15 protein-coding genes are annotated in these 14,009 nt (G+C 68.0%); 5 read left to right on the top strand and 10 right to left on the bottom strand.

All coding sequences use genetic code 11. The features are described 5' to 3' along the window. Nucleotides 1-50: 50 nt before the first annotated feature. The gene (locus tag JHD77_RS24470; RefSeq protein WP_003114816.1) at nucleotides 51-815 is read right to left on the bottom strand and encodes a helix-turn-helix domain-containing protein; all 765 of its coding nucleotides are present in this window, start codon (nucleotides 813-815) and stop codon (nucleotides 51-53) included. A gap of 146 nt (nucleotides 816-961) precedes the next feature. Here JHD77_RS24470 and JHD77_RS24465 point away from each other — a divergent pair, with 146 nt between their 5' ends. Both JHD77_RS24465 and JHD77_RS24460 read left to right on the top strand, forming a co-directional pair. Continuing rightward, nucleotides 962-1,774, top strand: a complete 813-nt coding sequence (locus JHD77_RS24465) for a UDP-2,3-diacylglucosamine diphosphatase (protein ID WP_003091510.1) — start codon at nucleotides 962-964, stop codon at nucleotides 1,772-1,774. Beyond that, a complete protein-coding gene (locus tag JHD77_RS24460) occupies nucleotides 1,771-2,826 on the top strand; it encodes a glycosyltransferase family 4 protein (RefSeq protein WP_015649197.1) in 1,056 nt (351 codons plus the stop codon). The genes JHD77_RS24465 and JHD77_RS24460 overlap by 4 nt, the downstream gene beginning before the upstream one ends. Here JHD77_RS24460 and JHD77_RS24455 read toward each other — a convergent pair. Next, on the bottom strand, nucleotides 2,816-4,207 hold the full coding sequence (locus JHD77_RS24455; protein ID WP_025325043.1) for a protein CyaB: 1,392 nt from the start codon (nucleotides 4,205-4,207) through the stop codon (nucleotides 2,816-2,818). The genes JHD77_RS24460 and JHD77_RS24455 overlap by 11 nt on opposite strands. A gap of 216 nt (nucleotides 4,208-4,423) precedes the next feature. Further along, nucleotides 4,424-4,741: an Mpo1-like protein gene (locus JHD77_RS24450; RefSeq protein WP_003114819.1), complete on the bottom strand. Its 318-nt coding sequence runs from the start codon at nucleotides 4,739-4,741 to the stop codon at nucleotides 4,424-4,426. Between the two features lie 142 nt (nucleotides 4,742-4,883). Between JHD77_RS24450 and JHD77_RS24445 the strand changes: the two genes are divergently transcribed. Continuing rightward, a complete protein-coding gene (locus tag JHD77_RS24445) occupies nucleotides 4,884-5,897 on the top strand; it encodes an AraC family transcriptional regulator (protein ID WP_003114821.1) in 1,014 nt (337 codons plus the stop codon). A 22-nt stretch (nucleotides 5,898-5,919) separates the two neighbouring features. On the opposite strand, the gene JHD77_RS24440 is transcribed toward JHD77_RS24445, so the two are convergent. The 5 genes from JHD77_RS24440 to JHD77_RS24420 all read right to left on the bottom strand — a co-directional run bounded on the left by JHD77_RS24440 (nucleotide 5,920) and on the right by JHD77_RS24420 (nucleotide 10,958). Beyond that, nucleotides 5,920-6,564 carry an ABC-type transport auxiliary lipoprotein family protein gene (locus JHD77_RS24440; protein ID WP_014602687.1) on the bottom strand — a complete coding sequence of 215 codons (645 nt, stop codon included), beginning with the start codon at nucleotides 6,562-6,564 and terminating at the stop codon, nucleotides 5,920-5,922. Further along, nucleotides 6,561-7,499: an MlaD family protein gene (locus JHD77_RS24435; protein ID WP_003114822.1), complete on the bottom strand. Its 939-nt coding sequence runs from the start codon at nucleotides 7,497-7,499 to the stop codon at nucleotides 6,561-6,563. The genes JHD77_RS24440 and JHD77_RS24435 overlap by 4 nt, the downstream gene beginning before the upstream one ends. A gap of 1 nt (nucleotide 7,500) precedes the next feature. Next, the gene (locus JHD77_RS24430; RefSeq protein WP_003124351.1) at nucleotides 7,501-8,295 is read right to left on the bottom strand and encodes an ABC transporter ATP-binding protein; all 795 of its coding nucleotides are present in this window, start codon (nucleotides 8,293-8,295) and stop codon (nucleotides 7,501-7,503) included. Next, nucleotides 8,292-9,437, bottom strand: coding sequence for an MlaE family ABC transporter permease (locus JHD77_RS24425; protein WP_003116404.1), 1,146 nt, complete (start codon nucleotides 9,435-9,437; stop codon nucleotides 8,292-8,294). Before JHD77_RS24425 ends, JHD77_RS24430 begins: the two co-directional genes overlap by 4 nt. Nucleotides 9,438-9,503: 66 nt before the next feature. Beyond that, nucleotides 9,504-10,958, bottom strand: a complete 1,455-nt coding sequence (locus JHD77_RS24420; protein ID WP_003114825.1) for a TrkH family potassium uptake protein — start codon at nucleotides 10,956-10,958, stop codon at nucleotides 9,504-9,506. Nucleotides 10,959-11,115: 157 nt separating this feature from the next. Here JHD77_RS24420 and JHD77_RS24415 point away from each other — a divergent pair, with 157 nt between their 5' ends. Next, complete coding sequence (locus JHD77_RS24415) at nucleotides 11,116-11,487, top strand: YkgJ family cysteine cluster protein (RefSeq protein WP_003114826.1); 372 nt, start codon at nucleotides 11,116-11,118, stop codon at nucleotides 11,485-11,487. Nucleotides 11,488-11,551: 64 nt separating this feature from the next. Beyond that, a complete protein-coding gene (locus JHD77_RS24410) occupies nucleotides 11,552-12,112 on the top strand; it encodes a nitroreductase family protein (protein WP_115288738.1) in 561 nt (186 codons plus the stop codon). Here JHD77_RS24410 and JHD77_RS24405 read toward each other — a convergent pair. After that, on the bottom strand, nucleotides 12,093-12,572 hold the full coding sequence (locus JHD77_RS24405) for a hypothetical protein (protein WP_033949542.1): 480 nt from the start codon (nucleotides 12,570-12,572) through the stop codon (nucleotides 12,093-12,095). The genes JHD77_RS24410 and JHD77_RS24405 overlap by 20 nt on opposite strands. A 39-nt stretch (nucleotides 12,573-12,611) precedes the next feature. Further along, complete coding sequence (locus JHD77_RS24400; protein ID WP_003114830.1) at nucleotides 12,612-13,949, bottom strand: sensor histidine kinase; 1,338 nt, start codon at nucleotides 13,947-13,949, stop codon at nucleotides 12,612-12,614. Nucleotides 13,950-14,009 lie beyond the last annotated feature (60 nt).

Below are 14,009 nucleotides of genomic sequence, written 5' to 3'. Positions count from 1 at the left end.
TGTCGATGGGCAGAGAGTAAGGAGTCGTGACGGATTTGTCTGTCGTGCGGCTAGCCGGTTTTGTCGCGGGACTCGCGACGCAGTTGTCGCGGGGTGACGCCGAACTCGCGGACCAGCGCTGCGGTGAAGGCGCTCTGCGAGGCGTAGCCGACCCGGGCGGCGATCTCGCCCACCGCCAGGCTGCTCTCCAGCAACAGTTCGTGGGCCTGGTGCAGGCGTCGGCTGCGCGCGTAGTCCATGGGCGTCTGTCCGGTCTCGGCGAGGAACAGGCTGTGGAAGCGCGCCACCGAAAGACCGGCCAGCCGCGCCAGGTCGGCTACCTGTAGCGGATGGGCGGCATGGCGGTCGAGGTAGGCGTCGAGGCTGGCCAGTGGCAGGCGGGGCTGCTGGCGCGGCGGCTGGCGCTCGCTGGCCAGGCTGGCGAGGAGCAGGCCGGCGCCCTGGTGGGCGATCACCGGGTCGTTGATCGGGCCGCTGGCCAGCCAGTTCACCAGTTGACCCTGGGCGGGCGTCAGCGACAGCGCCTGCGGTCGCTCGAACAGCCGCCTGCCGGCTTCGGCGTGTTCGCCCAGGCCCAGCAGCAGGCTGCCGTCGCAGGGCAGGTCGAGGACCAGGCAGCGGCTGCCGGAGGGACTCGAGCAGGCATGCCGGGCTTGCGCCGGAACCACCGCGAAGGTCTGCCGCAACACGCGGCTGCCGCGCCCCTCGACCTCGAAGTCGAGGCAGCCGCTGAGGCCCAGGACCAATTGGGCATGGTCATGGCTGTGGACGATCTGGTCGTGGCTGTAGTGGCGCAGGGAAAGGATCGAACCCATGGCGAAGCTCCCGGAGGCAGGCGCCCAGTCTACCCGCTGGCGCCGGCGACAGACAGCCGGGCCCTGTCACGCAACGGTCGCCGGCCTGTCACAGTCGTTTCACCGGCGCCGGCCAAGATCGGAAAAACACCGTCGGAGACCCGCCGATGAGCACCGCGCAACGCTTCACCTCGAACCGCAAGCAGCGGGTCCGGACCCTGTGGATCTCGGATGTCCACCTGGGGACGCGGGATTGCCAGGCCGAACACCTGGCGGCGTTCCTCAAGCGCTACCACGCCGATCGCATCTACCTGGTGGGCGACATCATCGACGGCTGGAAGCTGCGCGGCGGCATCTACTGGCCGCAGGCGCACACCAACGTGATCCGCCGCCTGCTCACCCTGAGCAAGCGCGGCACCGAGGTGATCTACGTCACTGGCAACCATGACGAATTCCTGCGCCGCTATTCGAGCCTGATCCTCGGCAACATCCGCCTGGTCGACGAGGCGGTGCACAGTACCGCCGACGGCCGCAAGCTGCTGGTGATACACGGCGACCAGTTCGACGTGATCACCCGCTACCACCGCTGGCTGGCGTTCCTCGGCGATTCCGCCTACGAGTTCACCCTGCTCCTCAACCGTTGGCTGAACCACTGGCGGCGGCGCTGGGGCTACGGCTACTGGTCGCTGTCGGCGTACCTCAAGCACAAGGTCAAGACCGCGGTGAACTTCATCAGCGACTTCGAGGAAGCCATCGCCCACGAGTGCCACAAGCGCGGGCTCGACGGGGTGGTCTGCGGGCACATCCACCATGCCGAGATCCGCCGCATCGAGGGCGTCGATTACCTCAACTGCGGCGACTGGGTGGAGTCCTGCACGGCGCTGATCGAACACTGGGACGGCAGCATCCAGCTCTACCGCCTGGCCGAGGAGCAGGCGCGGCTGGCGGCGCAGGCCGCGGCGGTCGAGCCGGCGGCATGAGGCTATTGATCGTCAGCGACGCCTGGTTACCGCAAGTCAACGGAGTCGTCACCAGCCTGCTGGCCCTGCAGCGCGAGCTGGAACTGCTGGGCCACCAGGTACGGGTGCTGTCGCCCGCCGACTTCCGCTGCCTGCCCTGTCCCAGCTATCCGGAAATCCCCCTGGCCTGGAACCTCTGGCGCCTCGGCGGGCTGATCGAGGCCTTTGCCCCGGATGCCGTGCACCTGGCCACCGAGGGGCCGCTCGGCTGGGCCGCGCGGCGCTGGCTGGGCAAGCGCGGCCTGGACTTCACCTCGGCGATCCATACGCGCTTTCCCGAATACCTGCGTGACCGCTGTCCGTGGCTGCCGTTGTCCTGGGGCTATGCCTTCCTGCGCACCTTCCATCGGCCGAGCCGGGCGGTGCTGGTGAGCACCCCGCGCCTGCGCGACGAGTTCTGCGCCTGGCGCTTCCAGCACCTGCGGCTGTGGCGCAAGGGCGTCGATACCGAATTGTTCCATCCCGCCGAGACACCTCCGGCGAAAGAGCGGCCGCCGGTGTTCCTGTATGTCGGGCGGCTGGCGACGGAAAAGAACCTGGAGGCGTTCCTCGATCTCGAACTGCCGGGCGAAAAATGGCTGGTGGGCGACGGCCCGCAGCGGGCGGCGCTGGAGCAGCGCTATCCACAGGCGCGTTTTCTCGGCTACCGCCATGGCCGCGCGCTGGCCGACGCCTACCGGGCGGCCTCGGTGCTGGTGTTCCCCTCGCTGACCGATACCTATGGCCTGGTGATGCTCGAAGCCCTGGCCTGTGGCGTGCCGGTGGCGGCCTTCGCCGTGCCGGGGCCGCTGGATGTATTGCAGCAGGGCGTGACCGGGGTCATGCACGAGGATCTTGGCGAAGCCTGCCGCCAGGCGCTGGCGCTGGATCGCCAGGCCTGCGGGTGCTGGGCGCGAGAACAGTCCTGGCGGGTTTCGGCGGAGGAGTTCCTGGCTCTGCAGGCGAGCGGCCCGCGGACTGCGCCGGAATGGCGCGACGAACTGCCGGCGGCGTTCGACGAACTTAGAGGATGACCTTGTCGCGCAGGCGTTCGGCGGCCTGTTGCAGGGCCTGGATGACCCGTTCCTTGTCGTAGTTCTGGATGTTGTTGGTGTCCAGGTACATGGAGAAGCCGGGCAATTCGTGCTCGACGTAGCTGGGCGCGGCGCCGAGGTCGCGGCGCGAGTCCACCACCTGGTAGATCTGCACCGGGCGGCTGAAGCCCTTGACCGCGATCTGGCCCTTGTCGCGGCACATGATCACGTCCTTGATCAGCGAGTAGGTCTCGTGGGAAATGAGGATTTCGCCGGCTTCCGAGGCGCTTTCCAGGCGGCTGGCGAGGTTCACCTCGCGGCCGATGATGGTGTAGTCCATGCGCGTGTCGGCGCCGAAGTTGCCCACCGTGCAATAGCCGGTGTTGATGCCCATGCGGATTTCCAGCGGCTTGGTGATGCCCTGGGCCCGCCACTGCTGGCGCAGCACCTTCATGTGCTTGCGCATGGCGATGCCCATCGATACCGCAGCCACCGCGTCCTTCTTCGCGCCCTGGGTGCTGGGGTCGCCGAAGAACACCATGACGCAGTCGCCGACGAACTTGTCGATGGTGCCGCCGTACTTGAGGGCGATCTTCGACATTTCGTTGAGGTAGTTGTTGAGCAGGTCGGTCAGGGCCTCGGCTTCCAGTTCCTCGGATAGCTCGGTGAAGCCGCGGATGTCGGAGAAGAACACGGTGAGCTTCTTGCGCTGGGTTTCCAGGCGCACGCTCTTCTTGCCGCTGAAGATCATTTCCCAGACCTGCGGCGACAGGTACTTGGCCAGGTTGCGCGCGAGCCGCGCGGCCTTTTCCTGCTCGCGGGCGATCTCCTGGCGCACCTGGGCCAGGCGCAGGCCCTGCTGGTGGCCGAAGAAGGCGGTGATGCAGATGTACAGTCCGCAGAACAGGATGCTGACCGCGGCCACCTCGACCGGGGTATTGCCCAGCAGCGGCGGGGCGACGAGCACGGCGACCAGCAGGGCGCTGCTGGCCGATACCAGCAAGGCCATGCCGAGCAGGCGCAGGCCGCCGATGACCAGCGTGGTGAAGCTCAGCACCAGCAGGAACATCAGGCTGGGCACCACGGAGAAGCCGAGCAGCGCCATGCCCAGGCCACAGTGCACGGCGTCGACCGCGAGCAGGGCGCGGGTCACCTTGCGCGGGTCGTGCTGGCGGAAGCGCTGGCCGAGGTGGTACGCCAGGTGCGGGTAGAGCAGCGCATAGGGCACCATCCAGAGGATGCCGTAGCTGAAATACTGGGTGTAGGTTCCCGCCGCGATGCTGGCGCCACAGGCGATATAGGCCAGCACGCGCGAATAGTATTCACGCATGGACGCGACGGACCGGCTCGTCGGCGAGCGGTCGGGGAGGGTAGGCTTCATGCGCTGGAGAGGATCCCTGTGTATTTTCGTCCCGGCTCGGCCTCGTGAGCTTTCCGCCTGGGGAATGGCGGGTGGCCAGGTTGCTGGCGGAATCTTAACCAAGCGTTTGCGCGGCGGCCAGTGACAGCTGATCGATAGTTCAGGAAAGCGCGCCGATCCGGGACCGACGGTCGTCCCGGGGGAGCGACCGGCCCGGGGGCCAGCCGCGCGGATGGGTCAGAAGCGGATGCGGCCGGTGAAAGCGTCCTTGAGCATCACCCAGTCGCCCATGAACGACCACAGCGGGTACTTGAAGGTGGCCGGGCGGTTCTTCTCGAAGACGAAGTGGCCGACCCAGGCGAAGCCGTAGCCCACCAGCGGCAGCGCCAGCAGCCATAGCCACTGCTGGCTGGCCACGGCGTGGAAGAGCACCGCCAGCACCAGCAGGCTGCCGACGTAGTGCAGGCGGCGGCACACCGCGTTGCTGTGTTCCTGCAGGTAGTAGGGGTAGAACTCGGCGAAACTGTGGAAACGCTCGTCATCAGGGCTGCTCATGGAATGCCTCCTCTCGTTGTGTCCGCGCAGTGTAGTGCGGGCCGCACGATGTCGCGGATGACATACAGGGCCAGTTTAGTATCCTTGGGCCGCCAGGCCGGACGACGGTCGGCGTGCCTCCCGCCAGAACAAGAAGAGACCGATGCCGGAACGTACAACCTTGTCCAGCTGGGTCCAGGGCATCGTCCTCGCCCTGGAGCTGGAAGGCCTCGACGGACGCCAGCTGTTCGCCGAGCTGGGCCTCGACTACCAGGCCTTGCAGGACCCCGACGCGCGCTTCCCGCAGGACGCCATGAGCCGTCTGTGGCAGCGTGCGGTGGCGCTCAGCGGCAACCCGGCGATCGCCCTGAACATCGCCCGGGTCCGGCGCCCGGCTTTCCACGTCGTCGGCTATGCGCTGATGTCGAGCCGCAACCTGGCGGAAGGCTTCGCGCGCCTGGAGCGCTACCAGCGGATCATCGCGGAAGCGTCCGACCTGACTTTCCGCCGCACGCCGCAGGGCTATCGAATCGGCGTCACGGTGCATGGCGATCGCCTGCCGGCGCCACCGCAGAGTGCCGAATGCTCGCTGGCCTACCTGGTGGACATGGTCCGCTGGATCACCGGCCGGTCGCTGGACCCGCTGGCGGTGGAACTGCCCGGCGCGCCCCGCGAGCCGCTGGCACCCTATGTCGAGCTGTTCCGCGCGCCGCTGCGCTTTCACGCCGAGGAGTTCGCGCTGGTGTTTTCCCGCGTCGACCTCGAGACGCCGCTACCCTCGGCCAACGAGGCGCTGGCCCAGTTGCACGATCGCTTCGCCGGCGAATACCTGGCGCGTTTCAGTACCAGCCGCATTACCCATCTGACCCGGCAGACCTTGTGCCGGCTGCTGCCGCAGGGAGAACCCAAGCGCGAACGGGTGGCCCAGGCGCTGCACCTGTCGCAGCGCACCTTGCAACGGCGCCTCCAGGAAGAAGGCACCAGCTACCAGCAACTGCTCGACGACACGCGCCGGGATATGGCCGAACAGTATCTCCAGCAGCCCGGCCTGACCTTGCTGGAAGTCGCCTACCTGCTGGGTTTCGCCGATCCGAGCAATTTCTTCCGGGCATTCCGCCGCTGGTTCGGCTGCACGCCCAACGAATACCGGGCGCGCCGCCAGGAGCGCCCGGGCTAGTCGCCAGGCCAGGCGGGACGCTTCAGGGCTGCACGGCGGGTTGCGCCGAGGCCTGGCGTAGGGTCCAGTCGAGAACCTGGGCCGACAGCGTATCGCCGGCCTTGCCGAAGGCGCTGACCACCGCCGCGACCTTCTTGCCATCCACCGGCTGGCTGACCTCGAAACGCCGGCTGGCGACCACGCGCTTGTCGTCGGTACGCACCAGGCGCGCGTCGTAGCGGATCAGCGCGCTGGCCTGGCCGTTCGGGTACTCGGTCTGGAAGGCGCGAAGGTCGCCGCCCAGTTCGAAATCGGCCTGCAGGTTGCTGTCGTCGCTGCTCAGGCCGCGGACCCGGCCGTCGGCCTGGAACGCCTGCATCAGACGATCGCGCAGCAGCGACGGCGCCGGATCGCTCCAGCGCGCGCCCTGGTACACGCTGATTTCGTCGCCGTGCGGGCGCACCGCGATGCGCGGGCTCTCCAGCACCAGGCTGGTACGCGGCCGGGCGATCCGCAGCGACCAGTCGACCGGCCGCGCGGCGGCGCTGGCCGGAGGGTTGTGCACCGGTAGCAGGTAGACCTGGAGGACCTGCGCCTCCGGCAGGATCGAGCAGGCGCCGAGGGTGGCGAGCGCGGCCAGGCCGGCGGCCAGGGACAGGCGACGCAGCAGGCGAAGGGCGAGCCTCATGGGGTGAACTCCTTGGTTTTTTCCCGGCCCAGCAGGTAGTTCGCCGGGTTCTCTTCCAGGCGCCGGCTGATTCCGCGCAGTGCCGCCAGGGTATCGCGCAGTTCGCTGACCGCCGGGCCCAGCTCGGCGAGTCCCTGGATGCCGCCGTCCAGCGAGTGGCGATTCTCGCTGATCAACTGGTCGAGGGTGGCGCTGGTGCGCTCCAGCGAAGCCATGGTCTTGTTGGCGTTTTCCAGCATCCCCTTGCCTTGCTCGTTGAGCAGGCCGTTGGCGCTGCGCATCAACTCGCTGGCCTGGGCCAGGGCGGCGTTGGCCTGCCTGCTCGCCTGGGCCAACTGCTGCATCACCGCGCTGACGTTCTCGCGCTCGGCGGAGAGCGCGCCGGTGGCCTGGTCGAGATGGTCGAGGGTGCGGCTGATGCGCGCTGTGTTTTCCTCGGAGAGCAGGTTGCTGAAGCGCGCGATGAGCTGGTTGATGTTGCCCATCAGGTCTTCGCCGTTGCTCAGTAACTGGGTCAGCGGCGAGGGCGTGGCGACGATCACCGGGATCTTCCCGTCCTTGCCCTCCAGCATCGGGCTGGCGGGCGTGCCGCTGCTGAGCTGGATGATCGAGGTGCCGGTGATCCCGGTGAGCGCCAGCTTGGCGGTGGTGTCCTGCTTGATCGGCGCGCTGGCCACCACGCGGATGCGTGCCCAGACCTTGCGCGGGTCCTTCGGATCGAGGCGGAGGAAGGCCACGTCGCCGACCTTGATCCCGCTGTACTGCACCGAGCTGCCCTGGGAAAGGCCGCTGACCGCTTCGTTGAAGACGATGTCGTAGTAGTTGAACTTGCCCTCCGAGCCGGACTTGGCCAGCCACAGGCCGAAGAGCAGGGCGGCGCCGATCACGATCACGCTGAACAGGCCGATCAACACATGGTGGGCTCGGGTTTCCATCTCAGTGATTCTCCGGCACGGCGGCGGCTTGGTGGGCGGCGCGCCCGCGCGGCCCGTGGAAGTATTCGCGAACCCAGGCGTCGTCGGTGGCGGCGACCCGTTCCAGGGTGTCGACCACCAGGACCTTCTTCTGCGACAGCACGGCGACCCGGTCGCAGATGGTGTACAGGGTGTCCAGGTCATGGGTGACCAGGAACACGGTCAGGCCGAGGGCGTCGCGCAGGGTACGGATCAGGTTGTCGAAGGCCGCCGCGCCGATCGGGTCGAGGCCGGCGGTGGGCTCGTCGAGGAACAGGATGTCCGGGTCCAGCGCCAGGGCGCGGGCCAGGGCGGCGCGCTTGATCATGCCGCCGGAAAGCGAGGCCGGATACTTGTCGCCGGCGTTGGCCGGTAGCCCGGCCAGGGCCAGCTTGACCTGGGCCAGGTGCTCGGCGTCGGCGCGCGGCAGGCCGGCGTTCTCGATCAGCGGCAGGGCGACGTTCTCCACCACGGTAAGCGAGGAAAACAGCGCGCCCTGCTGGAACAGCACGCCGAAGCGCCGTTCGACCAGGGAGCGGCGCTCCTCCGGCAGTTGCAGCAGGTCTTCGCCGAACACCCGCACGCTGCCGGAGGTCGGCCGGCGCAGGCCGACGATGCTGCGCAGCAGCACCGACTTGCCGGTGCCGGAGCCGCCGACCACGCCGAGGATCTCGCCGCGACGGACGTCGAGGTCGAGGTGCTCGTGGACCACCTGGGCGCCGAAACGGTTGCACAGGTCGCGGACCTGGATGATCGCCTGCGGGTTGTCCTGGTTCACCAGCCCATCTCCATGAAGAACAGCGCGGCGAGGGCGTCGAGCAGGATCACCACGAAGATCGAGTGGACCACGCTGGTGGTGGTGTGCTCGCCCACCGACTGGGCGCTGCCGCTGACCTTGAAGCCTTCCAGGCAGCCGATCACGGCGATCAGGAAGGCGAACAGCGGGGCCTTGCTGATACCGACCAGGAAATGCTGTACGCCGATTCCGTCCTCCATGATCGACAGGAACATCGCCGGCGGGATGTCCAGGGTCCAGGCGCAGACGGTCATGCCGCCGACGATGCCGCAGAGCATGCCGACGAAGGTCAGCATCGGTAGCGATACCAGCAGCGCCAGCACCCGCGGCAGCACCAGCAGCTCGATGGGGTTGAGGCCGAGGGCGCGGATCGCGTCGATCTCCTCGTTGGCCTTCATCGAGCCGATCTGCGCGGTGAAGGCGCTGGCGGTGCGGCCGGCCATGAGGATCGCGGTGAGCAGCACGGCGAACTCGCGGAGGAAGGAGAACACCACCAGGTTGACCGTGTAGATGGTCGCGCCGAAGTTGGCCAGCACCGTGGCGCCGAGGAAGGCGATCACCGCGCCGACCAGGAAGGTCAGCAGGGCGATGATCGGCACCGCGTCCAGGCCGCTCTTCTCGATGTTCGCCACCAGCGGCGTGACCCGCCAACTGGCCGGGCGGACCAGGCTGCGGAACAGGGTCTCCAGGGTCAGGCCGATGAAGCCGAGGAGTGCCTTGAGGTGCAGCCAGAAGGTCTCCATGGCACAACCGATGCGAGCCAGCAGTTCGATGGCGGTGGTTGGCGGCTTGGGTTTCTCCGGCTCGCAGAAGTCGTGCAGGGCGTGGCCGACGGTCTTCAGCAGGGCCTGGCGCTCGCGCGGCAGGCCGGGCTCCAGCTCGGCGAGGTCGGCCAGGCGCTCGGCGCCGAGCAATTCGGCGAGCAGGGCGGCGCCGGCGGTATCCAGGGCGCCCAATTGGCTCAGGTCGAAGCTGGCGTTGCCCGCCACTTCGCTGCGCAGGCGCGTCACCTCGCGCTCCAGAGCCGTGTAGTGGGCGAGCGTCCAATCACCTATGGCTCTGACGCGGGCGGGCTGGGTGGAGCTATCCAGGCTCACGTGGCCGGGTTGCGGCTGTGTCGTCATGGTGCAGAAGCTTACACCGGCTTTTCAGTCCCTGAGTAGAGCCATTGCAGACAGGCCCGTGAGCGCTCAGTGGCGCCAGAACGCCGGGGTCAGCAGGACCAGCACGGTGATGATCTCCAGGCGACCGAGCAGCATGCCGGCTGCCAGCAGCCACTTGGCGGCGTCCGGCAGGCTGGCGAAGTTGCCCGAGGGGCCGATGATGGGCCCCATCCCCGGGCCTACGCCGGCCACGGTACTGGCGGCGCCGGTGAGCGCGGTCATCCAGTCCAGGCCGATCAGCGACAGGCCGAGGGCGAGCAGGCAGACGACGATCGCGAAGAAGAACGAGAAGGTCAGGATCGAGCGGACGATTTCCTCGTCCAGGCGATGGCCGTTGTAGTTCTGCTTGAGCACTGCGCGCGGATGGATCAACTGGTAGAGGTTGGCCTTGAGCAGGGTATAGGCGACCTGGAAGCGGAAGATCTTGATACCGCCGGCGGTAGAACCGGAGCAACCGCCGATGAAGCCGAGGTAGAAGAACAGCATGATCGAGAAGTGCCCCCACATGCTGTAGTCGCCGAGGGCGAAGCCGGTGGTGGTGACCACCGAGGTGACGTTCACTGCGACGATGCGGAAAGCATCCATCCAGGGCAGCTTGGAGGTTACCGCGTACCAGGTGCCCATCAGCAGCCAGGTCACCAGCAGCAGGCCGAGCAGGCCGCGGACCTGCTGGTCCTTGATCAGCGCCTTGCGGTGTCCGCGCAGGGTGGCGACGTAGAGCGCGAACGGCAGGCTGCCGAGGATCATCACCACTACCGCGGTCCAGTGCACCGCTGGCTGCTTCCACTTGGCCAGGGATTGGTCGGAGGTGGAGAAACCGCCGGTGGAAATCGCCGACATGGCGTGGTTGACCGCGTCGAACGGGCTCATGCCCGCGCCCCAGAAGGCCAGGCTGCCGAGCAGGGTGATGCCGACATAGGTGGCGACGATGTACTTGGCGACCATGTGCGAGCGTGGCAGGACCTTTTCCGAGCGGTCCGAGGATTCGGTCTGGAACAGGCGCATGCCGCCGATCCGCAGCATCGGCAGGATCGCCACGGCCATGGCGATGAAGCCGATGCCGCCCAGCCAGTGCAGCAGAGAGCGCCAGATGAGGATGCCCGGGGACATGTCGTCCAGCCCGCTGAGCACGGTGGAGCCGGTGGCGGTGATTCCCGACATGCTTTCGAAGAAGGCATCGGTGTAGCTGATGTGCTGCTGCAGGACGAACGGCAGGGCGGCGAAGATGCATACCAGCACCCAGCTCGATACGGTGAGCATGTACATGTCCCGCGGGCGCAGGTGGACATGCTCGGGACGTCCCGGCAGGACCAGGCCGAGGCCGGTGACGAAGGTGGCGACGCTGGACCAGATGAATGCCTGGATGCCTTCGGTACGGTCGAAGGCGAGCATGGTCAGGATCGGGACCAGCATGCTGGCGGCCAGAGTGATCAGGAAGATGCCGATGATGAAACCGAGGATACGTAGGGTCGGCAAGGCCATGGATCGTGGGGCTCTGGGCTGTGGCGGACCGGCCATTCTACCAGCCGTCCGCGGAGAGTAAATCTGCCGCTGCACCCCTCTTCACAGCTGCCGCGAAATCGCTAGAATCTCGCTTCGCCCGCCGGCGCTCGCCGGTTTCTCTGGTGTTCTGCCAACCATGTCCACTGACAATCCGTGTCTTACCTGCGGCGCCTGCTGTGCGCATTTTCGTGTGTCTTTCTATTGGGGCGAGTGCCGTTCCGCAGGTGGCGTCGTGCCCGACGAACTGACCGTCCGCATCAGCCCGCAGATGGTTGCCATGAGCGGTACCGAGAACAAGCCGGCACGCTGCGTCGGGCTGCTCGGTGAGGTCGGTTGCGGCGTTCGCTGCACCGTCTACGAGCAGCGCTCGAGTACCTGCCGCGAGTTCGAGGCGGCCTGGGCCAACGGCCAGCCCAACCCGGCCTGCGATGCCGCGCGCGCCGCCTACGGCCTGCCGCCGCTGACCCCGCCGCTGCAGCCGCACCTGGCGCCGGGACGGGTCGCCTGAGAGCGGGCGTGAGCCTGGCGATTGCGTCTACAATGGCGATTTCGTTTCTGACAGGAGTTCGCCCATGGAGGCTCTCGACGCCTTGCTCACTCGCGTTTCCCACGCCCGCCTGAGCGATCCCGCGCCCTCGCCGGAGCAGCTCGACCGGCTGTTCCGGGTCGCCTTGCGTGCCCCGGACCACGGGCAACTGCGGCCCTGGCGCTTCATCCTGGTAGAGGGCGAAGGCCGCCGGGCCCTGGGCGACCTCTACGCCCGCGCCCTGGCGAGCCGCCAGCCGGACGCCGCCGAGGAAGCGCTGGCCAAGGCCCGCAACATGCCGCTGCGCGCACCGCTGCTGGTCGTGGCGGTCGCTTGCCTGCAGGACCACCCGAAGGTGCCGCACGCTGAGCAACTGCTGGCTGCCGGCTGCGCCGCCCACGGCCTGGTGCTGGGCGCCTATGCCCAGGGACTGGGGGCGATGTGGCGGACCGGCGAGATGGCCACCGATCCGGTGGTGCACGCCGGCCTGGGGCTCGGCGAGCAGGAGCGGATCATCGGCTTCGTCTACCTGGGTACGCCGATGGGCGAGTTGCGCACGCCGGTGGAACTCGACCCGTCGGCCTTCGTCAGCGCCTGGCCGGGCTGAGCGGCAACAGCAGGCGTACGCACCAATACGCGCCCTGGGCGTGCCAGAGCAGTCGTCCGCCCTGCCAGCCGGCCAGTTGTCGGGCGGCTTCCACGGCCGCCGGCAGCCAGCGCCGGCCTTCTTCCGCCTGGCCGAGGATGTCCAGGCGCAGCCGGCCGTGGCGTGCGTCCAGCGCCGGATTCAGTGTGATGCGCTGCCACGGGCGGGCCTGCGCGGCGCCGCCGAGCAGGCCGTAGAGCGCCTCGTGCAAGGCCGGGCGCCAGCTTTCCAGCGGCCAGGTGCCGCGTTCCGGCAGGTTCAGGTCGAGGCGCGCCCAGCGATGCCGCAGTTGCTGGGCGACCTGTCCCAGCTCGACCGCCAGGACCAGCGATTGCGGTTCGTCGCCGGGAGGTTCCGGCGGCGGCGCGATGGCCTGGGCGAGCGGGCGTTCATCGAGGAACAACGAAGCGGGAAGAGTCATGCCGGATGCTCCTGGGGAATTGTTCATCTGGGCGCGGCGTCATTCGGTCGCCTTGCGCCGTAGCGGCAGGCTGAGGGTGGCGATGAAGCCGCCGTCGGGATGGTTGCCCAGGCGCAGGTGCCCGCCGTGACGCTCGATGGCGCGGCGGGCGATGGCCAGGCCCAGGCCGTGTCCCGGGCTGCTCTGGTTGGGTGCGCGGAAGAACGGCTCGCCCAACTGCTCCTGCAGTTCGGCGGCGATGCCTGGCCCATGGTCGCGGACGCTCAGGCGCAGGTAGTCGCCGGCGCTGCTGGCACGCACCTCCAGGGGTTGGCCGACGGGGTTGAAGCGCACGGCGTTGCGCAGCAGGTTGTCTACCGCGCGTTCGAACATGTCCGGCCAGCCGTCGATGCTCAGGTCAGGCGCCACCTCCAGGCGGATATCCTGTTCCGGAGCCAGCAGCAGGGCGTCTTCGCGCAGCCGCTGGAGCAGCGGTAGCAGGGCGATCCGTTGGCTCGCGCCGGGTTCGGCGTCGAGCCGGGCGAGGGCGAGGATCTCGCCGATCAGCGCTTCCAGGCGGTCGCATTCCTGTTCCAGGCGCGGCCACATCTGCGCCCGCGCTTCCGGTTCGGCGCGTTCGGCCAGGGCCAGGGCGATGCGCAGGCGAGCCAGCGGCGAGCGCAGTTCGTGGGATACGTCGCGGAGCAACTGACGCTGGCTGCCGATCAGGCTTTGCAGGCGTTCGCCCATGCGGTTGAAATCGCGCGCCAGGGTGCCCAGTTCATCGCCGCGCCGCGCCAGGCGGGCCAGGCTGTCCTTCTGGTAGGCGGTCTGGCCGAGGTCGTGCACGGCGCGCCGCAGACGGTTCAGCGGACGGGTGATGGACAGCGTCAGCAGCAGGCTGAACAGGGTCAGCACCACCAGTGCGATGCCCAGCGCGCTGAGCGGCCAGAGCAGGCTGCCGCGGTGCCAGGCCTCCAGCTCCGGGTGCGGGATGCGGTAGATGAACAGATAGGTATGGTTGCTCTGCGGGCTGACGTATTCCTGGCTCAGCTGGCGCCAGGGGAAGCGCGGCAGGTTGCGGTCGCTGGTGCGCGGCGGGCGGTGGTGAGGGCGCGGCAGGTAGGTGCCGTCGACCAGGCGCTGGCCGCTTTCATCGAGCACCTGGATGGAAATCCCGTAGTCGCGACGGCGTTGCTCCAGCAAGCCCTGGGCCGCGTAGCTGCCCTGTTCTTCGTAGAGGGCGGTCCACTGCTCGGCGAGATCCTTCAGGCCAGGATGGCGGGCTATGATCCAGGTGTCCTGGTTCAGCGCACGACCCAGCAGGATGGACAGCCCGGCGACCAGCAGCAGGGCCAGCCAGAAGGCGGCGAGGATTCGCCAGAAGAGTGAACGCATGGTTTTCCTGTTGAATCGCATGTTGGGCCGGCCGCGAGGGTAAACCCCTAGGATATGCGA

It is taken from the genome of Pseudomonas sp. P20, assembly GCF_016463925.1.
Taxonomy (GTDB): Bacteria; Pseudomonadota; Gammaproteobacteria; order Pseudomonadales; family Pseudomonadaceae; genus Pseudomonas; species Pseudomonas aeruginosa.
The sequence above is the reverse complement of the archived record's forward strand: the minus strand, read 5'-3'. Positions and strand labels throughout refer to the sequence as shown.